Annotated in this window: 21 protein-coding genes; 13 read left to right on the top strand and 8 right to left on the bottom strand. The window is 62.0% G+C overall.

Annotated elements, in window-relative coordinates; genetic code table 11:
* Nucleotides 1-3: 3 nt before the first annotated feature.
* The 3 genes from AC0V7N_RS15110 to AC0V7N_RS15100 all read right to left on the bottom strand — a co-directional run bounded on the left by AC0V7N_RS15110 (nucleotide 4) and on the right by AC0V7N_RS15100 (nucleotide 4,211).
* Nucleotides 4-1,962, bottom strand: coding sequence for an ATP-dependent nuclease (locus AC0V7N_RS15110; RefSeq protein ID WP_475458780.1), 1,959 nt, complete (start codon nucleotides 1,960-1,962; stop codon nucleotides 4-6).
* Nucleotides 1,963-2,058: 96 nt separating this feature from the next.
* Nucleotides 2,059-3,216 (bottom strand): reverse transcriptase family protein, encoded by a 1,158-nt coding sequence (locus AC0V7N_RS15105; RefSeq protein ID WP_475458777.1) that lies wholly within the window; start codon nucleotides 3,214-3,216, stop codon nucleotides 2,059-2,061.
* 191 nt (nucleotides 3,217-3,407) lie between these two features.
* Nucleotides 3,408-4,211 (bottom strand): phosphoribosyltransferase-like protein, encoded by an 804-nt coding sequence (locus tag AC0V7N_RS15100; RefSeq protein ID WP_475458775.1) that lies wholly within the window; start codon nucleotides 4,209-4,211, stop codon nucleotides 3,408-3,410.
* Between the two features lie 1,016 nt (nucleotides 4,212-5,227).
* Between AC0V7N_RS15100 and AC0V7N_RS15095 the strand changes: the two genes are divergently transcribed.
* From AC0V7N_RS15095 to AC0V7N_RS15080, 4 genes are all read left to right on the top strand, one after another.
* On the top strand, nucleotides 5,228-7,861 hold the full coding sequence (locus tag AC0V7N_RS15095) for a PD-(D/E)XK nuclease family protein (RefSeq protein ID WP_475458773.1): 2,634 nt from the start codon (nucleotides 5,228-5,230) through the stop codon (nucleotides 7,859-7,861).
* Nucleotides 7,861-11,163 (top strand): UvrD-helicase domain-containing protein, encoded by a 3,303-nt coding sequence (locus AC0V7N_RS15090; RefSeq protein WP_496627932.1) that lies wholly within the window; start codon nucleotides 7,861-7,863, stop codon nucleotides 11,161-11,163. Before AC0V7N_RS15095 ends, AC0V7N_RS15090 begins: the two co-directional genes overlap by 1 nt.
* Before the next feature lie 465 nt (nucleotides 11,164-11,628).
* Nucleotides 11,629-13,044 carry an ATP-binding protein gene (locus AC0V7N_RS15085; RefSeq protein WP_475458768.1) on the top strand — a complete coding sequence of 472 codons (1,416 nt, stop codon included), beginning with the start codon at nucleotides 11,629-11,631 and terminating at the stop codon, nucleotides 13,042-13,044.
* A 247-nt stretch (nucleotides 13,045-13,291) separates the two neighbouring features.
* Entirely contained in the window at nucleotides 13,292-14,314 is a 1,023-nt protein-coding gene (locus AC0V7N_RS15080) for a glycosyltransferase family 4 protein (protein ID WP_475458766.1), read from the top strand.
* A 217-nt stretch (nucleotides 14,315-14,531) separates the two neighbouring features.
* On the opposite strand, the gene AC0V7N_RS15075 is transcribed toward AC0V7N_RS15080, so the two are convergent.
* The 5 genes from AC0V7N_RS15075 to AC0V7N_RS15055 all read right to left on the bottom strand — a co-directional run bounded on the left by AC0V7N_RS15075 (nucleotide 14,532) and on the right by AC0V7N_RS15055 (nucleotide 17,664).
* Nucleotides 14,532-14,891: a tRNA-binding protein gene (locus AC0V7N_RS15075; RefSeq protein WP_475458764.1), complete on the bottom strand. Its 360-nt coding sequence runs from the start codon at nucleotides 14,889-14,891 to the stop codon at nucleotides 14,532-14,534.
* Nucleotides 14,892-14,902: 11 nt separating this feature from the next.
* The gene (locus tag AC0V7N_RS15070; protein WP_475451542.1) at nucleotides 14,903-15,229 is read right to left on the bottom strand and encodes a hypothetical protein; all 327 of its coding nucleotides are present in this window, start codon (nucleotides 15,227-15,229) and stop codon (nucleotides 14,903-14,905) included.
* Nucleotides 15,226-16,332 carry an IS5 family transposase gene (locus tag AC0V7N_RS15065; protein WP_475450046.1) on the bottom strand — a complete coding sequence of 369 codons (1,107 nt, stop codon included), beginning with the start codon at nucleotides 16,330-16,332 and terminating at the stop codon, nucleotides 15,226-15,228. The genes AC0V7N_RS15070 and AC0V7N_RS15065 overlap by 4 nt, the downstream gene beginning before the upstream one ends.
* A gap of 190 nt (nucleotides 16,333-16,522) precedes the next feature.
* On the bottom strand, nucleotides 16,523-17,023 hold the full coding sequence (locus AC0V7N_RS15060) for a type III secretion system chaperone family protein (protein WP_027030631.1): 501 nt from the start codon (nucleotides 17,021-17,023) through the stop codon (nucleotides 16,523-16,525).
* Between the two features lie 338 nt (nucleotides 17,024-17,361).
* Nucleotides 17,362-17,664 (bottom strand): accessory factor UbiK family protein, encoded by a 303-nt coding sequence (locus AC0V7N_RS15055; RefSeq protein WP_475458761.1) that lies wholly within the window; start codon nucleotides 17,662-17,664, stop codon nucleotides 17,362-17,364.
* Nucleotides 17,665-17,821: 157 nt separating this feature from the next.
* Here AC0V7N_RS15055 and AC0V7N_RS15050 point away from each other — a divergent pair, with 157 nt between their 5' ends.
* From AC0V7N_RS15050 to AC0V7N_RS15010, 9 genes are all read left to right on the top strand, one after another.
* Entirely contained in the window at nucleotides 17,822-18,082 is a 261-nt protein-coding gene (locus tag AC0V7N_RS15050) for a type II toxin-antitoxin system ParD family antitoxin (protein WP_475458759.1), read from the top strand.
* Nucleotides 18,079-18,381 carry a type II toxin-antitoxin system RelE/ParE family toxin gene (locus AC0V7N_RS15045; protein WP_475458757.1) on the top strand — a complete coding sequence of 101 codons (303 nt, stop codon included), beginning with the start codon at nucleotides 18,079-18,081 and terminating at the stop codon, nucleotides 18,379-18,381. The genes AC0V7N_RS15050 and AC0V7N_RS15045 overlap by 4 nt, the downstream gene beginning before the upstream one ends.
* Before the next feature lie 190 nt (nucleotides 18,382-18,571).
* Nucleotides 18,572-18,805 carry a BrnA antitoxin family protein gene (locus tag AC0V7N_RS15040; protein WP_475458754.1) on the top strand — a complete coding sequence of 78 codons (234 nt, stop codon included), beginning with the start codon at nucleotides 18,572-18,574 and terminating at the stop codon, nucleotides 18,803-18,805.
* A gap of 136 nt (nucleotides 18,806-18,941) precedes the next feature.
* On the top strand, nucleotides 18,942-19,802 hold the full coding sequence (gene lgt, locus AC0V7N_RS15035; RefSeq protein WP_475458752.1) for a prolipoprotein diacylglyceryl transferase: 861 nt from the start codon (nucleotides 18,942-18,944) through the stop codon (nucleotides 19,800-19,802).
* Nucleotides 19,799-20,887 carry a class I SAM-dependent methyltransferase gene (locus tag AC0V7N_RS15030; protein ID WP_475458750.1) on the top strand — a complete coding sequence of 363 codons (1,089 nt, stop codon included), beginning with the start codon at nucleotides 19,799-19,801 and terminating at the stop codon, nucleotides 20,885-20,887. Before lgt ends, AC0V7N_RS15030 begins: the two co-directional genes overlap by 4 nt.
* A 116-nt stretch (nucleotides 20,888-21,003) precedes the next feature.
* On the top strand, nucleotides 21,004-21,798 hold the full coding sequence (gene pgeF, locus AC0V7N_RS15025; RefSeq protein ID WP_475458748.1) for a peptidoglycan editing factor PgeF: 795 nt from the start codon (nucleotides 21,004-21,006) through the stop codon (nucleotides 21,796-21,798).
* On the top strand, nucleotides 21,798-22,949 hold the full coding sequence (locus AC0V7N_RS15020) for a M24 family metallopeptidase (protein WP_475458746.1): 1,152 nt from the start codon (nucleotides 21,798-21,800) through the stop codon (nucleotides 22,947-22,949). The genes pgeF and AC0V7N_RS15020 overlap by 1 nt, the downstream gene beginning before the upstream one ends.
* Before the next feature lie 43 nt (nucleotides 22,950-22,992).
* Nucleotides 22,993-23,616: a hypothetical protein gene (locus AC0V7N_RS15015; protein WP_475458744.1), complete on the top strand. Its 624-nt coding sequence runs from the start codon at nucleotides 22,993-22,995 to the stop codon at nucleotides 23,614-23,616.
* A 155-nt stretch (nucleotides 23,617-23,771) separates the two neighbouring features.
* Nucleotides 23,772-24,707: a ribose-phosphate pyrophosphokinase gene (locus AC0V7N_RS15010; protein WP_019860650.1), complete on the top strand. Its 936-nt coding sequence runs from the start codon at nucleotides 23,772-23,774 to the stop codon at nucleotides 24,705-24,707.
* The last annotated feature ends 57 nt before the right edge of the window (nucleotides 24,708-24,764 follow it).

The following is a 24,764-nucleotide window of genomic DNA, read 5'->3' as shown; positions in this document are numbered from 1 at the left end:
GCGCTATGCCCGCACCGCCGCCGCGCCGTCCATCCCTGCGACCCCGATCTCTTCGTCTTCAGCTTCCGGTTCGGGAGCGATCGCCGGCGCGCCTGGGACATAGCCACCCGTCACGTAATCAATCGCGCGCACCAGATAGGCCGGAACCCGATCACGCATCTGCTTCGGCGTATCGGTGCGCTTGCGAAGTATGGCGGCGAGTTGTTCGGCGACCTCGGCCTTGGAAGCCTCGTTGTCATGGACGGGCCGGTAAATCTTGACTGCAATCTCCGTCGAAGTGAGCCCAGCCTCTTTCCAGCCTTTGTAGGTTTCGCTGGCCTTCTCCGCGACCTTCGCAAGTCGCTGGGGCTTGCGACTGCTGGTCTTTGCAAGCTGGACCGCCTGGTGAACGCTCTCAGCAAGCTCGGGCTGCAACGCGAGATCGAACTCGAGCGTCCAACTGTCGGCAATGAAAGCGTCGACGGGGTCCCCGACGTCGCGCCGCAGCGTCTTCAACCGCGCGGCCACCTCCTCCCGGGTGAGCTCGTTCTCGGTCTTCCGATCACCGACAAGATCCTTGGCCTCAGCGGGCGGAATGTCCCTGTCAGGGATTAGCGCCACCGGCACCGCGATCGAGCTCCCGAACTTACGCTGCAAAATCCGGCTGTAGCGGAACAGACCGCGGTGACCGACATTGACCATCGACACTCCGTGGCGGCTAAGGGGACGACCGAGCTTTTCGGCGATTGCGGGCAGCAACAGGTGCTCGCCATCGCCCTCAACAACAATCAGCGCGCGGGCGAAGAATAGGTTAGCCTTGGTCGCATCAAGAAACCGACGGAGGAACTCATAATCGTCGGCGTCGAGCCGGGTATGGGCCATGTCTAGCGGATAGGCACGATGACCGACGATCATCGTCATGTACTCAAGCTTGGCGCCGGCCGCGAGCTGCGGGCTATGGGTGGTAAGCAGGACCTGGACCTGCTGATGCGTCTCACCATTTTCGGGGTTCGGTTTGGCGGCACGGGCCGCAAGCACCTGCATGAAGAGCGTCTGATGCTGGGGATGCAGATGAGCTTCCGGCTCCTCGATCAGCAGAAACGGCACCTGATCGGGATGCGACTGGAGCAACAACAGCTCGGCCGCCATGAACAGCAGGTTGTTGTAGCCCAGCCCCCGCTGCACGCGCTCAGTGCCAGCCTTAGCATTCAGATAGAGCTCGAACCGTTCGAGGATCTGATCGAACGACCCGCCCGCGCCCAAATCCAGCGTCGCAACGAGGCGATCATCCACGAACGACAGCTTGTCGAGAAAATCGGTATTCACGCTGCTGGCGACGCCCCCCACGGCAGCATTGCCCCTGACCGCCGCGTCAACCCCAGCAAGCGTATCGTGAAGTGTAGCGTTGGCACCCGGCGCGGCGGGCTTGCTCTCGGGCCCCATCGTGGGCATCGCGCCGAGAATGCGCGACAGACGCGACCGGCGTCCTGCTCGCATCTCGCGCTCGGCATCCCGCAGAGGCTTGAGATAGGTGGCCTTCAGATACTCGCGCAGTTCCCCGTCGAGCGGCAGGCCTTCGCCTTCGGCGCCAGCGCGGTACTGGCTGGAGATGATATTGCCGCCGCCACGAGAGATCCGACGGGCGCCCCGCATGAAAACGTACAGACGGAGCTTTCCCCTTTCGTTAGTGCACCATTCGAGAAAGCGGGCTTCCTCATCAGCGCTGAGGTCGTCGAAGGTGCATCGCACGACGAAGTCGCAGCCCCGTGTGCCGTCGGCGCCGACGTGGAAGTCGTGTTCGTCCGGGCGGATGTAATCGTCCCCACGTGTCCAAAGAACGTACCGGGCAGCGTCGACAATCGCGCTCTTGCCAGCGTCGTTTGGCCCCACGAGAATATTGAGTCCGGGTGAGAGTTTCAGTTGCAGAGGAGTGCTTGGATTGAAGCAGCGAAAGCCTGCCGCATAGATTTCGGAAACATACACCAATCGCCTCCACGAATCTCTACAAACTGGTCCAAAAATAGCATGCTATTCGTGGGAAAGCGTTATCTTCTACTTCCACTTCAGTTCTGTTCAGATTCACCTATTCCAATCCACCTTGTTGGCTTCGGCATAGAGTTTCGACGCATAGGCTTCGTCAACTTGATGGGCGAATGCGATCAGGCCGAAGATGTGCCGACGCATGCCAATGATGGAGGCAAAGCCGCGTTTCGCACGGTGACGTTCGGGGCCGATGTCTTCGTGATTCAGTGCGTACAGATGGGTTTCAATGTTGTTCCTGAACGACTTTGTGAGACGGGGTTGGCCGGTGTCGATGGTGACCCCCAGCAAGATTTTTCTTCCGCCAGGTGGCACAATCGCTGTCTTTTGACGGTGCACGACCAGACCTGAAGCCTCCAGCGCCGTCTCTACCCGCTTAGCCAAGTGCATTGCTTCGGCACGGGTAGAATCGCCAGCGCGCGAGAACGCCAGATCGTCGGCGTACCGGGTGTAAGTCCAGTTCTCCGAAGAGGCGAGGTGGGCCAGTCGAGAGTCAAGAGTTTCACAAGCAAAGTTGGCGAGCATCGGACTGGTCGGCGCACCTTGCGGCAAGTGTCCCATAGGTTGCGTGCGGTATGGTCGGGCTTCTTCGCCCCGTCCCAAGCGATTCCTCGGGTCGCTCCGCAAGTGGGTCGGAAGCCGAGTACAAATGCGGGCCATCTGAAACGAAATCAGAGCTCCGTAGCCAAAGCTGCGGAACACCTTGTATGCAGAGTCCTCGGGGATCGACTCGAAGAAATGCCGGACATCCATCTTAACCAGCCACTTCGCGCCCACATGCCGCTCGGCAGCGTCTACCAAGTCGCGGTCCTTGATGAAAGCGAAACTCGCGTGATGTGATGGCATCACCTTTAGGATGTTCTGAGAGATCCACCGCTGGACCCGCATGAGGCGTGGCTCTGGCACGCAAATGGTGCGGTATCGACGTGGCGGTGCAGGTACTTTGTTCGGGACGCCTCGCTTCTTGACGCGAAATACACGATACGGATCGATCTTGCGGTGCGCGATTTCCTGCAGGAAATCGGAGGATACATCGGACAGATGGGCGAGATGATTAAGCGTTAGCACCACGGGCAGGTCGGGATGGCGCCGCTTTATCGCTAACGCTGCCGCGATTGATGCCGCCACCGTTTCGGCTGAACGTCCTTTGTCTTTGGCCCCCGATGCAAATGTCTGAGAATCCCAAGGGTGCTTCATCTACTTTAGATCGGCCCTGGCGGCGTCGCGTCGTCCATCGAAACGAGCCTCCGAGGAGGTTGCCCAGCGGGCAACGATGGATGACGCGACGTGGACCTGCATTCGAGAGCTCTTTCACCGGCGACAGGAAACCCCGTCCCCCTAGACGGCAGGTTCGTACCCACAGTCTTGGCCGTCCGAAGACGGCATGTCTAGATGAGCTGAGCCTTTGGGATTCTCAGGACTTCTGGATAGTATGGAACCGGGGAAGTTGCAATAATCGGAGTCTTCCGCTCACCTGCCCGACCCGATTCCATAAACTTGTATCCCTTGTCGGTTATCCGGCCCGAGCGCGTGATTAATTCGGACCTTAACGCGCGCAAAAGAATGTCCAGGACAGCGGGTGCAGGTAAGGACGTCCTCGACGCCAACGCGACTTCAGCTCCCCGATACCATCTCCCTTTCAGCATGCTCAGCACGAATATCGTCTGTCGGTCTTCTTCCGTCAGCTCGCGGCCGAACACCACCCCGTTTGCTTGTGCAGCGGAAATGATCGCCTCGTCGAGTGACCTCACCCCAAACACTTCGCGCAGTTCCGGCGGCGCGGATCCTGCGTAGAGCGGTTGCCAGTCGCCATCGCCATGATGAATCAATGCCGGGGTGTTATTGGGAAGCCGGTAGTTGAATGCGATCAGCGCACCCTCACCGCCGAAGCCGTAGCGTCCAGTGCCACGCCCTTCCTCCGGCCCGTTGTTATCGATCAGTCGCATCCATGAAAGGACAGTCCGAAAGTCGGCGGAGGATCTAACAGTAGGAGCGATCCATTCGGCTTCCACCTTCGGCCTTAGCCGATGACGGCGCACCTTGCTCTGCGCGGATAGCGTTGCTGCGGCAGCCACCACCCGGAACCTCACCATGTCACGCGATTTCCACGAGCGCACAGTGGGAACGGCCCAGAACTTGTCGAGCATAGTCAATATGCGCGTGCCTGACCCCAGGAAGTCGCTGACGATCACTATTTCGCCTGCGGGAGCGGTCTTCCCCCTCAGCCTGTCCGGACCAGGATGGTTCATGAAGACTTCTCGGCCAGCGTTCCGTCGCCTGCGATATGAGATGTGCTACGAAGCCCTCGCTCCCAACGCGAGCACGGCCGCGCACCGGCCTGACAGCGGGTGGACCATTGTAGCCGACCGCACGTCGACGCAACCGGCCCTGCGCATCCGGGAGCATCTGAACCTCGAAAATCATCGAGGAGTCGAACTCACGTTCGGCGTAAAGAGCGACACGCCGCTTGCGGTGACGTTGCCCCTCTGCGATGCGATCCAAGGCTAATCGGATCGACGTGCCGACCTGCTCCTCATTCAGAAGTAGCATTGCGTCCAGCAAGCTGGCTGCATTTGCGCGGTCGCCGGCGGCAAATTGATCTAGCCAAGCTGCGCCAACTGCCGTCTGGCTTAACGTTCGTGGTCCAGCCATGGACTACTCCACACTACAGGTTCAAACGGTGAATTTTGGCCACCTTCTCGAGATAACGTCCACTCCTATCACTCTGTAGGAGGGACCGCCGTTCAAGCGGTTTGACCCACCGTCTGCCTCGGGAAATGGAAACTGGGCTTCTTAGTCTTGGCGCCGCGCGTTTTGACCAGAGGAACCTACCAGCCTGAACGTCCGCGTTCCAGCGAAAGGATGGCTTATCTCCACGACCAATATGACGCGCATTGCTGGCAGGCGGCTGTGGGGCCGGAAGCTGTCAGTCCGCCATTCTATCGCAATTGCCGTAAGCCGCCGCTGCAGAACAAATCATCTGAATCCTCTGTCGCACAAGCGGGCCGAAGGTGGATATAACTGGCCGTACTGGAGATGACTCCCGCATCACTGCCAGGAATGGCGCAACGGCGGCTAACGGGCAATCTGGAGGTGGTTAGGGTTTAGTACAGGGCGGCCTTGCAGTTCAGGGCCCCTGATCTACGATACGTCAGAATCTACCGTCGGACGACCGGCTGATAGCGCCGCAACAAGTGTCCTCTTCAGCATGAAACGTCACACCGTCGTCGTTGAAGGCAACTTGGCCTTTCGCATGCAGCGTGTCGCAGCCGCGCGAACGGGTGACCACGGTCTCGATGTCGCTACGGTTGCACTGCTCGCGGCGCGCCTTGCGGGTGGTTTCAGCCGACCGGCCGATCACGCAACGCTTGTGCCGATCGTTGCTCAAGCACTTGCAGAGATTACTTTTGACGAGCTCGAAAAGGTCAAGACGAGGCCTGGCATGGCGCGCGCTGTTCTCTCAAGCCTGGAGCGTGTGTGGGCCGCTGACCTTCGCCTCGACGATCCGCTCAATGGGAGGGCCAGGCTGAGCGACCTCGGGCGCATCGAAGCGTTTCTGCGCGAGCATCTCCCAATCGGCGCATTGTTGCCCGGGGATCTGCGCGATCGGGCGCTTGCGCGCATCGCTCACGCACCCGCCGTCGTCGGCCCTCTCCATCTCCACCGGCTCGTTTCCGTCGACCCGCTCTGGCGGCCTCTCATCGAGGCCCTCGCCTCGGTCGTCGAAATCACGTGGGACGCGGCAGGCACGCGCGACCGGAGCTGGTTTCCCGGTGCGATCCTGGGAAGCGCCCTGCAGCCCCCCCAACATCTGATCTGTGAGGTTTGCGCCGACCCGCGCGCGGAGGTGGTTGAAGCGCTTCGTTGGGCGCGCGCGTTGTTGAGCGATGGTGTGACACAAGCCTGCGACATCGCGATCGCCAGTGCTGATTTGAGCATGTGGGATGATCACATGCTGGTCCTGGCGGCGGACGCTGGTCTCCCGATCCATTTCGCCGGCGGCGTCTCAGCCTTGAGCACGCGCGCCGGCCAGACCTGCGCGGCGCTCGCCGATGCGATGGTCAACGGCCTGTCGCAGGATCGCATTCGGCGTCTGTCCCTGCTGTCTCCTTACCTGTCGGAGGCGCTTCCGGCTGACTGGATGAAAGGAATTTCCACCGAGGCGGGCCTTTTCGAGCCGGTGCATTGGGCGCGAAGTCTGGAGACACTCTCCCGGACCGACGGTTCCCCGATCGCAACGGTCGTCATGCCGGTGCTTAATGACCTTGTGGACGGCCCCAAAGCAGCGGTCAAACTTGGAAAGTTGCTTCTGCGCGGCAGCAGCCTTGGGCTCTGGCAGGAGGCCCTTCGTTTGGCGCCGGCGGCGGCAATGGAGATGACCTTGACCTCGTTGCGCATCGCCGACGGTAGAGACCCTGCCAACAATGTGGTCTGGGCACGGGCGTCGGATCTGGTTGGCGCGCCACGCAAGCACATGCGTCTGCTTGGCCTTTCGAGCAGAAGCTGGCCCCGTGGCGACAACGCGGATCCGCTCCTGCCTGACCATGTGCTCAACGCACGCGAGTTGGTCGACCTGCCCCGCCTCGAGCGGGATCGGTTGGCCTTCGAGATTCTGACCGGCCATCCTGATTCGAAGGTGACGCTATCGCGCAGCAGGCGATCGGCCGAAGGCGCGTTCCTCGCCAAAAGTGGGTTGCTGCAGCATCAGGTTGCCGAGCGTCCCCTTTCCCGCACGAGGACGCCGGACCATGCCTTCAGCGAGGGTGATCGCCTGCTGGCTCGCGCCGAGGATGCGCTCGCCTTGCCGCGCATACAGAGCGTCATTTCCTGCTGGACCAACTGGACGCGCAGGCTTGAGACAACGCCACATGACGGCGGGTTCCGAAAGGACCATCCGGCTGTTTTGCGAGCTCTGGGCTTGCCGCAATCCGCGACGTCGCTGCGGCGGCTGTTGCGTGATCCCATGGGCTATGTGTGGCTAAGAGTATTGGGGATGACCGCGCCTGAGCTGGCGGTTCAGCCGCTGCAACTCGATGCGAAGACCTTCGGTGAGCTCGTGCATGAATTGCTGCGCCTCGCCGTCGAGCGCATGCCCAGCCTTGTCAGCGCAACGCCAGCAGAAATCGAGAGCGCGCTTGAGGCAGCCGCCAACAGCATCGCGGAACAATGGCCGCTGACCCGGGCCGTGCCGCCGCGGTTGCTCTGGCTGGATACGATCGAAGAGGCACGGCGACGGGCCCACCGCGGACTAACGGTCGATGACCGCTTCGGTCCTGGTACCCGCAGCTTCAGCGAGGTGCCGTTCGGCACGCCAGAATCGCACGCAAAGCGTTCCGATCCCTGGCGCGAAGACCAAGAGGTCCTGATCGGCCGTTTCGGCATCCTCTTGAAGGGCCGCATTGACCGCGTCGACGTGAAGCCCGACCGCCGTGGCGTCCGGATGTCCGACTACAAGACCGGCAAGACACCGCGCGATCTGCGCGACGTCATCCTGGGCGGCGGAGCGGAGGTTCAGCGCACCCTCTATGCCGCCACGATCAAACAGCTTATCCCCGAGGCAAGCACGATCATCTCCCGTCTCGTCTACCTCGACACTATGGAACCTCCGGCGCGTCTTGAAGGCGACGTGCTCGAGCAAGCGCAAGAGACGCTGCTGCGCTTCATCGATATCGCGGTCGAAGGGCTCAGAGCTGGGATCGCCTATCCCGGACCAGATGCGTTCGCTGGCTACAACCAACTCAGGATCGCGCTACCTGCGGCGCTCGACCGCTACCAGGGGCGCAAGGACGAAGGTTTCCACGCCGCGCAGCATAAGCTCGCGCCCCTCTGGAGGGAGCGGTGATGCTGAGCGATGCCCTCGAGCGCAGTCGTGTTCTCATGGAACTCGACAAGACGTTGCTGGTCGAAGCGGCCGCCGGCACGGGCAAGACATCGCTGATTGCCGGCCGTGTCGTAATGCTGATGTTGTACGGTGCGACGCCCCGCAGCATCGCCGCCATTACGTTCACTGAACTCGCCGCCAGCGAGCTGTCGCTGCGCATTCGGGAATACGCAACCCAACTGCTGGCAGGAGAAATCCCGAAGGTCCTGCGCGGCGCTGTAACCCTTGAGCTGCTCAATGAAAGGAAGGCTGTCCTCAGGTCGGCAATTGATGCCTTCGACGAGATAACCGCGTGCACGATTCACGCGTTCTGCCAGCAGATTATCATGGCCTATGCCGTCGAAACGGGACTCGACCCCGGATCGCGAATGATGGATGGGTCTGCGGCCGACGCGATGTTCGAGAGCGTCATCTCCAAATGGCTGTTTGACCGCCTATCTATGCAAGCGAGGGAAGGCGCGGATCCGGTCGCGACCCTTTCCAAGTTCGAACCCTTGAAGGTCGTCAAGGACAGCGTCGACCTTGCCAAGCTCAAGCTTGAACACCCAGGGGCCGGCACAGTTTCGGTCGACTTCTCGCTGCGCAAGGATATCGATTTTGTCGAGAGCGTCCGTGCCTTCCGACGCTGGCAAGCGGACTATCCCAAGGAACGACGCACCGGGACCCTGGTTGGTGAGTTCGAAACCCTCGCCACGTTCTACCAGAACTGCTTCGAGACGCAGCCAACCTTTGCTCGCTTATGGGAACTTGCCGACCCGCCGCGTACTGCCTCGATGAAATGGAACGAGTTCGCGTTTAAGAAGCAGCGCAATCTCGGCTATTGGAAATCGGCCTATGGCAAGGAACAAGGCCCGGAGCTCGACCAGCAGGCCGAGACGCATTCCCTTAACTGTGAGACGCAATTTGCAGAGCTCGTCGGCCAGATCGGCGACGCCATGGTCGATCAGATGTCACGTGCCCTCGACCCCGTCACCGACCTCTACATTGAGCGCAAGGGTGACGCAGCTGTCCTCGATTTCGACGACCTTCTGCTGCGCGCCCACGCCCTGGTGACTACCAACGATGTCGTGCGCGAGGCTGTCGGTCGACGCTTTGCGCATATTCTGGTTGATGAATTCCAGGACACCGATCCCATCCAGGCCAGCATCCTGTTTTCGATCGCGGCGCGCGCAATGCCCGATCGCTGGCAGGATGCCGACATTCGCGACGGGGCGCTGTTTGTGGTCGGCGATCCCAAACAATCCATCTATGCCTTTCGTGGTGCCGACATCGACAGCTACAATCAGGCGAAGCGGACGATTGCGCGCCTGGGGGACGACCGTATCGTCCACATCGGGGCCAACTTTCGCTGCCAGCCAGGCATCATTGACTATGTGAACGCCGTGTTCCAACCGGTTCTTGATGCCAGCGGTCAGCCAAGCTATGGCGCGCTCACCGCCACACGCGAGGGCGCTTTGCATGGACTGCCCTCCGCGTCCCATGTGACCATTGGCGACGGCCGAAAGGCGAGGATGCCCGAGCAGCGCGATGAGGAAGCGGCCATCGTTGCGCAGATATGTTCCAAACTCGTTGGCGCAATCGAAATCGAAGATGAACACGATGGCACGCGGCGCCTCCTTGAAGCGGGCGACATTGCCCTGCTCGCCCCAACCGGCACTGACCTTTGGCGCTACGAACGGGCACTCGAGACGCTCGGGCTTGCCGTAGCGTCGCAGGCCGGGAAGACGCTCCTGCTCCAGCAGGAGACCCAGGACGTTCTGGCGCTGCTGCGTATGCTGGCGGATTCGCGCGACCGGCTTGCCTTCGGCGCCTTCATGCGCGGACCCATGGTCGGTCTCAGCGACGAAGAGTTGCTCGACATCGCAGAAGAGGTTCACCGAGCCGGACCAGACGCTTCGCCGACTGGCCTCTTTGACATCACGACACCGCCGGCTCTGGTGTCCCATCGCATCGCCCGTCCCATCCTCGAGGCGCTGCAAAAGCTCCGCGCGCGGGTGAACATCACGACGCCGCGCATTTTGTTGGCCGAGGCCATAGAGCAGCTTCAGCTGCGTGTCGCTCTGTCAGCGCGAAGCGGGAACAACCGGGCCGCGCGCTCACTTGCCAATCTCGATCGCATCGTTGAACTGGCGCGGCCATTTGACGTCCGGGGGCTTCGGTCTTTTGTCCGTCATCTCCAGCTCGATTGGGACCGTCGCGCGTCGCGGCAGGAGGGCCGGATCGACGCGACGAAGGACGCGGTCGAGATCGTGACCATTCACAGCGCCAAAGGCCTTGAGTGGCCGGTGGTGATCCCCATCAACATGGGCACGCGTGCAAGACCCTCCGAGCGTTTCGTCCATCGTCAATCCGACAACACGCTGCACTGGGTCATCGGCGGTGTCTGCTCCTCTGCACTTAGGCGTGCTCGCGAGGAGCAATCCCAGCGTCAGGCGCTGGAACATCAACGCATGTGGTATGTCGCCTCCACCCGCGCCCGCGACCTGTTGGTCGTTCCCAATCTTTCGTCGGCCGAACCAGGCGCGTGGTCGAAACTGCTCAATCTGAGATTCGACCTGCTTGAAGAATTGCGGTTCAACCAACTCGTGCCACGAACGACCGCCAATTTCGACGCAGCCGCGTTACCTCAGGACGAAGACACTTTCGGACGACAAGCCGCCATCGTTCAGGCAGCCTCACCAGTGCTGCGCTGGGTCAATCCCAGCGCCCACGATGCGGATCGCGCCGAGATCCTGGCACCGGCCATGGCACCCGAACCGAGCGGCGCGTTCGAATACGTAGAGCCCACTGGCGCCGGCAGGACACGCGGGCTGGTTCTTCATAAGCTCATGGAGGAACTTCTGACGGGCGAACTCTCATCGCAGGATGACGTTGCCGCACGCGCTGAACGTCTTCTCAACGAGCTTCTTGCCATCGACCCTGCAGAGGGACCCCTCCCGGCCCTCGGTGAACTCGCGGCGACCACGTTGCAGACCTACCGGATGCCGTATGTGCAACGTCTCTTGCCCATGCTTGTGCCAGAACTGTCTATCTGGGGCGAGATAGAGGCCGGCAGTCTTCTCGCCGGCCGTGTCGATGCAATCGCAATCAAGGACGGCAAAGTCCTGGAGGTTCTGGACTGGAAGAGCGATCGCGACACAGGCCTGCACCGCGCCGCGTATGTTCAGCAGTTGCAGGGCTACCTTCAAGCAACCTCGGCGCCACGCGGCGCGATCGTTTATATGACCACCGGCGAAATTGTATCTGTCCTACCCCCGCATTGAAACTCAAGGGCCGCGGACGTGAGCTGGCTCTCGCCATCGCCATCGCATGATCTTCTCGTCTGAGATCCGAGCCTTTCGCACACACGGGACATGGAACCATCCAACGGTGTGACCAGCCCTTTTGAGATCGACGCAATATCCTATATGAGCTGCAACATCTCTTCGGCGATTGGGCCTCAGAGTGTCCACCACGTGAGCCTATCAGATTTGACAATTTGGGAAAAAAACCTTTGTTATCAATGACAAAGAATCTAGGGTTTGACAGCCTAACTACTTGAACTGCCACGGCTGTTCCAGAACGGCTCAGCGTGGAATAGAATACCGGCCGCGGCGCTAGAGCATGATCCCGAAAAGTGGGAACCGGTTTTCGGAAAAGATCATGCTCCAGCAAAGAGTTAGATCGGGAAGACGATCCAACCGAATCGTCTTCCCGATCTAATGCCGCGGACGAAATGAAAAGAGCCAATGGCGACGACGGAACTGGAAGGGCCGGGATCTGACGGCTTGAGCGCACGCGCCACGCGAACGCTCAAGGCGGTGCCGCGCATCTGGAACCGGTTCTGGCGCCTTGTTTCGCTTTACATGCCCAAGCGCCTTTATGCGCGCTCGCTGATCATCGTCATCGCGCCGATGATCCTGCTGCAATCGGTCGTCGCCTTCGTCTTCATGGAGCGCCATTGGGCAACCGTGACGCAACGCCTGTCGCAGGCAACCGTGCGCGACATCGCCGCCATCATCGACCTGATCGAGACCTACCCGCACGATGCCGACTACGCCACCATCATCCGCATCGCGCAGGATCGCATGCAGTTGAAGGTCGACCTCTTGCCACCGGATCCTTTGCCGCCGCCCGGTCCAAAACCGTTCTTCTCGATCCTCGACGACGTTCTCTCGTCCGAGATTACCCGCCAGATCAACCGGCCGTTCTGGATCGACACAGTCGGCAATTCCAACATCGTCGAGGTGCGCGTCCAGCTCGAGAACAAGGTGCTGCGCGTCTTCGTGCGCCGCAGCCAGGCCTATGCCTCCAACACCCACATCTTCCTGATCTGGATGGTCGGTACCTCGCTGGTGCTGCTGATGATCGCCATCCCCTTCCTGCGCAACCAGATCCGGCCGATCCTGACGCTCGCCGAAGCCGCCGAGAGTTTTGGCAAGGGCCGGCCGATGCCGCGCGATTTTCGCCCGCGCGGCGCCGAGGAGGTTCGCCGCGCCGGCTTTGCCTTCATCCAGATGCGCGAGCGCATCGAGCGCCAGATCGAACAGCGCACCGCCATGCTGACCGGCGTCAGCCATGATCTCAGAACCATCCTCACCCGCTTCAAGCTGCAGCTGGCGCTGGCCGGCGGCAAGGCCGAGACCAAGGCGGCGCTCAACCAGGACATCGACGACATGCAGTCGATGTTGGAGGGTTATCTCTCCTTTGCCCGTGGCGAGGCCTCGGAGGACCCGGGGCGTTTCGATCTCGAAGCCTATTTCCAGAAGCTCGGCGACGAAGCCGCCTTGCGCAAATGCAAGCTGTCGACGACGCTTTCCGGCGATCCGACCGTGCATGTCAGGCCGAATGCCTTCGCCCGGCTGTTGTCCAACGTCATCGGCAACGCCTTTCGTTATGCCAAGACGGTGGAGGTCAGCGCCAATCACGGCCGTGGCTCGCTCGTCGTCACCGTCGACGACAACGGTCCCGGCATCCCTGCCGACAGGCGCGAGGACGTGTTCAAGCCCTTCGTGCGGCTCGACGAGGCCCGCAACCTCGACGCCAGCGGCACCGGGCTCGGCCTGTCGATCGCCCGCGACATCGCCCGCAGCCATGGCGGCGACATCACCCTCGACAACAGCCCGCTCGGCGGCCTGCGCGCGGTGATCAAGGTGCCGGCCTAGGCAAGCCCAAGTATCACGCCCAAATACCAAGCCCAAATACCAGGTCAAGTATCAGGCTTCATCCGCTCGTCATGAAATCATGGTGAAGAGCGCGCATGAAACGCGCGACTACAGTTGATTCGATCTTGCCGCCTCACTTCGACGCCGTGCCCACCCGGGTGCGCTGGAGCGAAGCGAGGGCAGCCGGCTGGTCGCCGTTCCGGCATCGTCTCAAGGCAACCGTCGACCTTTCCAGCAAAGGGCCGCCATGCGCATATTGATGGTCACCGACGCCTGGCGCCCGCAAGTCAACGGCGTCGTCCACACGCTGGAGCGGCTCACCGAAACGCTGAAATCCTTCGACGTGGCGGTGGATTTCCTGACGCCCAACATCTTTCGCACACTGCCCCTGCCGACCTATCCCGACATCCGCCTGGCGCTGACCACGCCGGGCCATGTCGCGCGCCTGATCGATGCCTACAAGACGGACCACGTCCACATCGTCACCGAAGGCCCGCTCGGCATCATGGCGCGGCGCTATTGCCGCAATGCCGGCCGGCCGTTCACCACCAGCTATCACACGCGCTTTCCCGAATATCTCAGCGCCCGGCTGCCGGTGCCGGAGAGCTGGGCCTATCGCTGGCTGCGTGATTTCCACAATTCCGGCCAGGGTACGCTGGTCGCCACCCAGTCGCTCGCCGATGACCTTTCGGCGCGCGGCTTCAACAAGCTGAGGCCATGGACGCGCGGCGTCGACACCGACCATTTCCGCCCGGACAAGCGCAAGGACCTCGGCTTCCCCGGCCCGGTCTTCCTCTGCGTCGGCCGCGTCGCCATTGAAAAGAACCTCTCTGCCTTCCTCGACCTCGACCTGCCCGGCAGCAAGGTGATCGTCGGCGAAGGACCGGAGCTTGCCAAATTGAAGGCGAAATATCCCAAGGCGCATTTCCTTGGCCATCGCCCCAATGACGAACTGGCCGAGATCTACGCCTCGGCCGACGTCTTCGTCTTCCCCAGCCGCACCGACACATTCGGCAACGTCATCATCGAGGCGCTGGCCAGCGGCACGCCGGTCGCAGCCTATCCGGTGACAGGCCCAATCGACATTGTCGGTGACGGCATCGGCGGCGCGGTCTCCAACGATCTGCGCGAGGCCTCGCTTGCGGCCCTCAAGGTCGACCGCGCCGAAGCCCGCGAACGCGCCATGCGCTACAGCTGGAAAGCCTGTGCGGAGATGTTTCTCGACTGTGTCGAGGAAGCGCTCGGCAGGACGCGCAAGCTGGCCGCCTAGGACCTCCATCGACCTGAAACGCAGCGGGACAGCACCCTCTCTGTCCTGCCGGACATCTCCCCCTCAAGGGGGGAGATTGGATGTGGTGACTGCTTTCGCCAATTTTCTACGCTGCAAAACAAGAGGCGGTGGAGACGAAGCTGCCGATCTCCCCCCTTGAGGGGGAGATGTCCGGCAGGACAGAGGGGGGCCCGTCAAGGAACGCGGCGGTGGTTCTCTAGAACAGCCGCCCGCCGTCTGGCACTTTTCGCTCGATCGCTCCGAGCACCACGGCGCCCTCCTCGTCGGGAAAGCCCAGCGTCAGCACTTCAGACATGAACGGCCCGATCTGGCGTGGCGGAAAATTGACCACCGCGAACACTTGCCGGCCGATCAGCATTTCCGGCGTATAGTATTTGGTGATCTGCGCCGACGATTTCTTCACCCCGATGTCGGGCCCGAAATCGATCTTCAGCTTGAAGGCAGGCTTGCGCGCCTCCGGAAACGGTTCGGCCTCGACGATCGTGCCGGCGCGGATGTCGACACGATCGAAATCGGCAAAACTGATCTCGGGCTTACGCTCTTTGCTTGCACTCATTCGCGTACCGCCTAGCAGGCTGTTGAAGAAGTCCACTTGCGGGCGACGAAGTCTGCTTCGTCACCGCCATGGAAGCAGATTTGTCCACTGATGGAGCCGTCTGGTTGGATTTCGGCCCAGCCATTGCCTTGGGCTTCGTCCATTTCGTCATTGCCTTGCCAGGAGAAGGCGGCATTGTTGCCGTCGCCCGCGCCGAAGATCTGCCCAGTGACGCAGCCGAAGGCGAATTCGCCGGAGCCGTCGGCCGCGAACTCAATGTAGGCGGCCTCCATCATGTCGCGATAGTTCTCGACATAGTCGGGCATCGCGACGATCCGCCAGCGGCCGGTGAGGCTCATATCGGCGCTGCCAGCAGCTTGGGCAAGCGGATCAGATTGTAGGCCGCCAGGTTCAAGGTGAAGGCCGCGCCCACACGGGCGCATCCTCGCAGCTTGACTTTGGCCATGCCGGCCGAGGCCTTGATCCAACCGAACACCTCCTCAATCCGCTTGCGGCGGCGCTGGCTGACCGCATAGCCGGCGTGGCGACGCGTGCGGCCATCGACCGCCGTCACGCGAGGCTTGCCGGTTTTGCTCAGATGGCCGTCGACGGCGATATGCGGCGTGACCTTGCGCTCGCGCAGATCCTTGATGAAAGCGCGCACGTCATACGCCTTGTCCGCACCCAGTGTGATGCGCCGCCGCGACGGTCTGCGATCCAACATGGCGAGCGCGGCATCACGTTCGCCCGTACCTGTCGCTTGGGTAATGCCGCCATCGACCGCCAGCCCATGACGGTTCTCCATCAGCGCATGCCCCATGTAGCAGAGCTTCGCCGGCTGCCCGTCGCCCTTCTTGTAGAGCCGTGCCTGCGGGTCGCTCGTGCTCTGATGTGTGTCGTTGGAGCGCTTCTCCTTGTGGAAGCCGCGCTCGGCGTTACGGCCCGCTCCATCCGGGTCGTTGTCGTCCCCGTCCTTGCGGCGGAAGCTCTTGATCGAAGCCCAGGCCTCGATCAGCGTCCCATCCACCGAGAAGTGGTCCGACGACAAAAGCCGCTTCACCTTTGGCTGAGCAAGCACCGCGCGCAGAAACTTTGCCGCGATCTCACCTTCCAGCAGCCGATCCCGGTTCTTGGTGAAGCTCGAATGATCCCAGGCCGGCTCGTCTACACCAAGCCCCACGAACCAGCGGAACAGAAGATCAAACTCCATCCGCTCCATCAACTGACGCTCCGAGCGAATGCCGTAGAAGGCCTGCAGCAGCATCGCACGCAGCAAACGTTCCGGCGCGATCGACGGGCGGCCGAGTCCGGGCGGATAAAGCACCGCAAAATCGCCGTCCATCTCCACAAGAGCGGCGTTCACGATCTCTCGTATCACCCGCAGCGGATGGTCGCGGCGAACCCGCGCCTCAAGGTCGACATACGAAAACAGCGAACCTGTCCGTTCGTCTGAGCCGCGCATCCACAAATCCCCAAATCATCCGGGGAGCAGTGAATCACGCTCCAAACAGCCGCGCCAGTACTTCTTCAACAACCTGCTAGAGCATGATACCGAAAAGTGTGAAGCGGTTTTCGGACGGCATCATGCTCTATCTCTTTGATTTAGAGACGGATTCAGATTTCAGGTCGAACAGACCTGAAATCATCCGGCTCTAGGCGTTGCCGTAGGTCTCGAACAGCACGCCGGCGAGCGCGTCCTTGGCCGAGGTTCCCGACCAGACGACGAACTGGAAAGCCTGGAAATAGCATTCGCAGGCTTCAAGCGCCGAGGACAAGAGCACCTCGACCTGCTGGCTCGACGGCTCGACCCCGCCGGCCAAAAGCAGCGACTGGCGGAACATGATCGCGCCTTCCTGCTCCCACAGGTCGAAATGGCCGAACAGCATCTGTTCGTTGATCAGCGACAACAGCCGCATCACCTCCAGCGCGCGGGTCTCCGGCACCTTGATGTCGAAGGCGCAGGCCAGATGCAGCGCCTCGAAATCCTCCATCCAGGAGAAGGAGACATGATAGTCGGTCCAGCTGCCGGCAACCGAAATCGAAATTTCATCGTCGCCGGCCCGTTCGAAGGACCAGTCATTGTTGTGGGCCACCTGCTCGATAACATCCACCGGATGGATTTCGCGGGAGTATTCGAGTTCGAGAAGTTCCATGGAATGCTTCCTGTGTTCAGGGGGAGCGCCGCACGCTCCGCGGGGCACACACGACGAACAATCTGATCTAGAACTCGGACGGCCAGGACTTTCTTCGCGCTAAAGACTACTTCTCGACGCAAAGACCCCAGACCGGACCCCACCGCCCGGCCGCATGACCCTGCTCCGAATCATGCAACAAATTCAGTCTATTGATCGGGAGTCGCGTGAACAGCCCAATTTTTCGCACTGCGGCATTCGCATGTGGAAAGGCGCTGTCACAAAGATTCATGCAATGCCGTTAAGCGATTCACGGCAAAGCGATTTTCAGGATCGGACTATGTGGAAAAGTTTAACGATTATTTTTTTGCGCGGGGCTTCGCCGCCGCCGCTGGTGCGGCATCACCGGCGAGTTCTGCGAGCTTCGCCTCGAGCGCTTCGATGCGGGCGGCAAGCCTGCCGTTCTCGTCCCGGGCCTTTGCAGCCATCTCGCGCGCGGCCTCGAATTCCTCGCGCTGCACCACATCCATCGAATTGAGGATGCGCTCCGCCTGCCCCTTGAAGGCGGTCTCCACCTCACGCCGGACGCCCTGGGCAGCACCCGCGGCATCGGTCATCAGCTTGGCGAATTCATCGAGAATGCGGTTCGGTCCGGTCGACATGGCAAATCCTCGCTTGCTCGAAATGACGTAGTGGCGCAGAGCGCGGAATGCAAGAACGTTGAGGGCCGGTGCGGCATCAAGTCGGATCCACCCAAATCACTGGCAAGCTCAATCAATAACTATTATTATATCACGGTGTTTTTGCAGGAGCCCCACCATGGCCATTAGTGCAGACTTGGGCAGTCGTCTCGAGGATATCGTCAACCAGCTCGTGAGCACCGGCCGCTACAATTCGAAGAGCGAAGTGCTGCGCGAGGGCGTTCGCCTCGTTGAAGAGCGGGAGAAGCGGCTGGCCGCCCTTGACGCAACCCTAGCAAAAGGCATTTCGGATGCCGATGGCGGCCGGGTTAAGCCCGGCGACGAAGTGCTGGACAGGCTTGAGGCCAAATACAAGGCAATGGCAGCGAAAACCAAGTGAAGCGGCTGGTCTTTACGGATCAGGCTGAGGCAGACCTCGAAGCCATTGGCGACTACATCGCGCTCGACAGCCCATTTCGGGCCGTCACGTTTATCCAGGAATTGCGCCGCGATTGTATGGAGTTGCGCACCATGCCGGAGCGATATCCGTTCTTTGAGCGGCATCGATCCTCAGGCATCCGCAGACGCGTCCATGGCAACTACCTGATTTTCTATCGCGCCAGTGCCGACACCTTGGAAATACTGCATATTCTGCATGGTGCAATGGACCTAGGGGCGATCTTGTTCCCCGACAATTGACGGCGCGACCTTGCGTGACCAGCCAAAGTCCTGCGGCATGGTCTGTGCTCGAAGTTGAGCGTAACCGAGAACCCGCCTGCGGGACTTTCGAGGAGTTGCCTTCTATACGGGATGGCGCCAAGTCGCCTATTGTGGCGTTTTCCTCGCGACTTGCCTCAAGCATGAGTCGTCTTCAATCAGGGTCAATCCAATGGCAACGCCCCCGCGCCGACCGACAAATCCATTCGAAGCCGCCGAAGCCGCCTTCAAGCCGGTCAAGAAGCCCGCAGCGCCCATTCGCGAAACCTCGGCCGCCCCGAATGTCCGGGAACTTGTCTCGATCCGGATCGACCGGGCCGTGCTCGACCATTTCCAGGAGGATGGCCCCGGCTGGCAGGACAGGATCAACGACGCGTTGCGGCAATTGGTGGCCGCCAAGGGTTGAGTTCAACACCCACGGCGCGGTGGCTCGCAATGGTGATCCGTAGCGACACTTGACGGCGACCAGCTTGCCTTGACCCTGCCAAAACCCTGCCGCATGGTTCCGCGCCCAAACGCGTTTCGCAACCGAGAGCTCCCCGTTGAACGAATATTTCCTGCTGCCGCTGGCTTCGCTGCCCTTTCCTCAGATCAACCCGATCCTCATCCAGATCGGGCCACTGGCGGTGCACTGGTATGGTATCGGCTACATCGTAGGCATCCTGTTTGCCTGGTGGTACGCCAAGCGGCTTGCCGCCAACCCGAAACTGTGGCCCGACGGCATCCTGCCGATGAAGCCGGAAGACCTCGACGATTTCATCGTCTGGGCGGCGATCGGCGTCGTGCTCGGCGGCCGCACCGGCTACGTGCTGTTCTACGATCTGGCGCGCTATATCGCGCATCCGCTCGACATCTTCGCCGTCTGGCAAGGCGGTATGTCCTTCCATGGCGGCTTGCTCGGCGTCATCCTCGCCATGACGCTGTTTTCCATCAAGCGCGGCATCCGCACCTGGTCGCTGTTCGATGTCGTGGCCGCTGGCGTGCCGGTTGGGCTCGGCCTGGTGCGCGTCGCCAACTTCATCAATTCCGAGCTTTGGGGCCGGCCGACCGATGTGCCGTGGGGCATGGAATTCCCCAATGGCGGACCGTTCACCCGCCATCCCAGCCAGCTTTACGAAGCCTTCCTCGAAGGCATCGTGCTGTTTATCGTGCTGCGCATCCTCACCCATTCTCGCCTCAAGCTGAAGACGCCGCGCTTCGTCGGCGGTGCCTTCATCTGCGGCTATGGCCTGTCGCGCATCTTCGTCGAGTTCTTCCGCGAGCCCGACCAGCAGCTCGGCTACCTCCTCGGCACCAACTGGCTGACCATGGGCATGATCCTGTCGACGCCGATGGTGCTGGCCGGCATCTGGGCGATGGCCACCGCCAAGCCGGTGACGCAAGCGCAGCCGCAGGCGACATGACGCGGCTGAAGACCCGCATCGTCGACCTGATCGAGGCGCTCGGCCCGCTTCCCGTCAACGAATACATGGCGCTGTGCCTGTTCGACCCCGCGGACGGCTACTACACGACGCGCGAGCCCTTTGGCGCCGCCGGCGATTTCGTCACCGCGCCGGAGATCAGCCAGATGTTCGGCGAACTCGTCGCCGTCTGGCTCTACCAGGCGTGGCTGGCGACGGGCAAACCGATGCCGGTCACCATTGCCGAGATCGGCCCCGGCCGCGGCACGCTGATGAAGGACATGCTGCGCACCCTGTCCCGGCTCGATCCTGATCTGACCAACGGCGCTGCCTTCGCCATGATCGAGACCAGCCCGCGCCTGGCGGAGGTCCAGAGAGAGACGCTTGGCGCGACACCTTTCGCGGTTGGCTGGCACGAGACCATCGAGACCCTGCCCGATCAGCCGCTGCTCATCGTCGGCAACGAAGTGTTCGACGCCGTACCGATCCACCAGTTCGTCCGCGCCGGTACGGGTTGGCGCGAACGCATGGTCAGCCTCGATGACAAGGACGAACTTTGCTTCTTCGCCGGCGCCGGCTCGGTCGACCCGACACTGCTGCCCGTTGACGCGGCTGAAGCGCCGCAAGGCGCGGTCGTCGAGATCGCTCCCGCCCGCACCGCGCTGATAGCGGCCATTGCCGAGCGCATGGCCCGCGATGGCGGCGCCGGCCTGTTCCTCGACTATGGCCATCTCCAGCCAGGTGTCGGCGACACGCTGCAGGCCTTGCGCCGGCACAATCACGAAGATGTGCTGGCCAATCCCGGCGAAGCCGACCTCACCTCGCATGTCGATTTCGCCGCCCTTGCCGCCACCGTGCGCGCGCACGGTCTCGACGCCCATCTGTCGACGCAGGGCAATTTCCTGCTCGGCATGGGCATTCTCGAGCGCGCCGGACGGCTTGGCGCCGATGCCGGCCAGGCGGCCCGCGACAAGATCACCGGCGATGTCGAACGCCTTGCCGGACCGCAGGCCATGGGCGAGCTGTTCAAGGTGCTCGCCGTCCTGCCGCGCGGCGTGCCGATCCGGCCCTTTGCCACGGCGGATTGACTTTTCACCGCCGCCCCTCCCAATCTCCCGTCCGGCAAAAGAGCGGTCGAACCGCCGGCCGCCTCGCTTCCGGACTTTTTCTTGACGAAACCGCCCACACGGACAACAACGCCCGCATGCTGAATCAGACCAAACCGGATCCCGTTCGGTCGCCGCTGCTGGACAAGGCGCAGGCACAAGGCATCCGCCACGGCTATTTCACCCGTACAGGCGGCGTCTCGACCGGCATCTACCAGGGCCTCAACATCGGCACCGGATCGGATGACGACAAGGCGCAGGTGGCCGAGAACCGCGCCCGCGTCGCTGCCTGGATGGGCGTGCCGGCGAACCATCTGTTGACCGCCTGGCAGATCCATTCCCCCGACGTCATTGTCGCCAGGGAACCCTTTGCCGGCGAACGCCCCAAGGCCGATGCCATCGTCACCGACCGGCCGGGCATCGCCATCGGCGCCTCGACCGCCGATTGCGGCCCGGTGCTGTTTGCCGATGCCGGGGCGCGCATCATCGGCGCGGCGCATGCCGGCTGGAAAGGCGCCTTTACGGGCGTGCTGGAAAACACCATTGCCGCCATGGAAGGCTTGGGTGCCCGGCGCGAAAACATCGTCGCCGTGCTCGGCCCCTCGATCGGCCCCGACAATTACGAGGTCGGGCCGGAATTCGTTGCCCGCTTCGTCGAGGCCGATGCTGAAAACATCGGCTACTTCGCGCCCTCCGCCACATCAGGCCATGCCATGTTCGATCTCAACCGTTACACGGTCGACCGGCTCATCAGGGCCGGTGTGACCGCCGAGGGCCTCGGCCGCTGCACCTATGCCGAAGAAGATTTGTTTTACTCCTACCGGCGCACCACGCACCGCAAGGAATCCGATTACGGCCGGCAGGTTTCGGCCATCGTTTTGGAGAAGGAATAATGGCGCTGCATTTTGAACGATCGGAATTTGACGCGCGGCGCGACCGGCTGATGATCGAGATGGCCGAGAAGAAACTCGACGCCATCCTGCTGTTCGCGCAGGAAAGCATGTACTGGCTGACCGGCTACGACACGTTCGGCTTCTGCTTCTTCCAGTGCCTGGTGGTGAAGGCCGACGGCTCGATGGTGCTTTTGACCCGCTCGGCCGATCTGCGCCAGGCGCGCCACACCTCGATCATCGACAACATCGTGCTGTGGACCGACCGCAATGGCGCCAACCCGGCGGTCGACCTGCGCAACCTGCTCAACGATCTCAACCTGCTTGGCGCCCGCATCGGCGTCGAATACGACACCCACGGCCTGACCGCCTACAATGGCCGCCGGCTGGACGAGCAGTTGCAGACCTTCGGCCAGATCGCCGATGCCTCCGGCATCGTCGGCCGGCTGCGCCTGTTCAAGAGCCCGGCCGAGATCGCCAAGGCCGAGAAGGCCGCCAACCTCTCCGACGACGCGCTGGACGCGGCGCTGCCGCTGATCAAGCAAGGCGGTGACGAAGCCCTGATCCTTGCCGCCATGCAGGGCGCGGTCTTTGCCGGCGGCGGCGACTATCCGGCCAATGAGTTCATCATCGGCTCCGGCGTCGATGCCCTGCTCTGCCGCTACAAGGCCGGCCGCCGCAAGCTCACCAAGAACGACCAGCTGACGCTCGAATGGGCCGGTGTCTTCCATCACTACCATGCGCCGATGATGCGCACCGTGCTGACCGGCAAGGTGTCGAAGCGCCATCAGGAACTGTTCGACGCCGCGCGTGCCGCCCTTCTCGCGGTGGAAAAGGCGATGGCGCCGGGCAATACATTTGGCGACGTGTTCGACGCCCACGCCCGCACCATGGAGGCGCACGGCCTGACCAAGCACCGGCTGAACGCCTGCGGCTACTCCGTCGGCGCCCGCTTCACGCCGTCCTGGATGGACATGCCGATGTTCTACCAGGGCAACCCCGAGCCGATCGCGCCGCACATGACGCTGTTCGCCCACATGATCATCATGGATTCCGAGACCGAGACGGCAATGACGCTTGGCCGCACCTACCTGACCACCGAATCCCAGCCGAAGCCGCTGTCCCGCCATGATCTCGACTTGATCGTACAGTGAATCCATAATGGGAGGCGTTCTTCGCCAAGGAGTTAGAAGGCAAATGAGACGATCGCATGTGACGACCGTGTCATTGCTTGTGGCATTGGCTCTTGCCTCCTGCACCAGCGCAAAGGACGTTCTCGAACCTTCCGCCATCACCCCTCCGGCGACCTCCGCGCCGGCAGCGCAGGGCGGCACGGCGGCCACGGTTCCCGCGACGTCACCAGCCGCGCCTGCCACCACCACGGGCGTTCCTGCAACCACCACCCCGCCGCTCACTTCGGCCCAGAGCGCTGCCATCCTGTCGAAGACCCGGCTGCAGATCGCGCCGATCGTCGGCGCTTCGGTGGAGGCCGCCACACCGCTGACGGCGGAACTGCAGACCCGCGCGAAACAGCGTGGCATCACGCTGGCCGGCAGCGCCGACCAGACCGCGACGCATGTGCTGAAGGGCTATTTCTCGGCGATTTCGGAAGGCAAGGACACCACCGTCATCTATGTCTGGGACGTCTACGATCCGGCCGGCAACCGCCTGCACCGCATCAACGGCCAGATGAAGGCACCTTCGGTTGGCAATGGCGGGGGCGCCGACAGTTGGAAGGATGTCTCGCCGGCCACCATGCAGGCGATCGCTGACCAGACCATCGACCAGTTCGCGGCATTTCTCGGCGGCAAGGCGGGTTGAGGTGTTGCCCGCCGGCGATGCCGAACAGCTTTCTTGAGTTTAGCCGGCGGATTCCCGATCTCGGCGCTTGCAATACCGGCGCGGGCCGCTAAAAGCCCGGTTAAAAGGTACGGGAGAGTCTGTCAGGCCTTCCCATCCTCCACCAGGAACGGTGCATGAAACTCTTCGCGGGCAATTCCAACAGGGTGCTGGCCGAAGCGGTCGCCCGCTATCTCAACATCCCGCTGGGCAAGGCCAGTGTCAGGCGCTTCGCCGACCAGGAAATCTTCGTCGAAATCCAGGAAAACGTGCGCGGCGAGGATGTCTTCATCCTGCAGTCGACCTCGTTCCCGACCAACGATCATTTGATGGAACTGCTCATCATGATCGACGCCTTCATGCGCTCCTCGGCCAAGCGCATCACGGCGGTGATTCCCTATTTCGGCTATGCCAGGCAGGATCGCCGCGCGTCAGGCCGCACGCCGATCTCGGCCAAGCTGGTCGCCAACATGATCACCCGCGCCGGCGTCGACCGGGTTCTGACGCTCGACCTCCATGCCGGCCAGATCCAGGGTTTCTTCGATATTCCGACCGACAATCTGTTCTCGGTGCCGGTGATGGCCCGCGACGTGAAGGCGAAATACAAGCAGCTCGGCAATGTCGTGGTGGTCTCGCCCGACATAGGTGGCGTAGTGCGGGCGCGTGCGCTGGCCAAGCGCTTCGATGCGCAACTCGCCATCGTCGACAAGCGCCGTGAGCGCCCGGGCGAATCGGAAGTCATGAACATCATCGGCGCTGTCGCAGGCAAGGATTGCCTGCTGATCGACGATATCGTCGATTCCGGCGGCACGCTGTGCAATGCCGCCGACGCGCTCTTGGCCAACGGCGCCACCAGCGTCACCGCCTATATCACCCACGGCGTGCTGTCGGGCGGCGCTGTCGCCCGCATCAGCGGCTCGAAGCTGCAGGAACTGGTGATCACCGATTCCATCCAGCCGACGCAGGGCGTGCTCGACGCCCCCAACATCCGCGTCATCTCGATCGCCGACCTGATGGGCGAAGCGATTTCGCGCACCGCGACCGAAGAATCTGTGTCGAGCCTTTTCGACTAGTGCATTTCGTCTGGCGCTGTTCGTATTATCCTCACGGCCCGCCCAATATTGGCGAGT

The organism is Mesorhizobium kamtschaticum (assembly GCF_056174585.1).
This window is presented reverse-complemented; position numbering and strand designations above follow the sequence as displayed.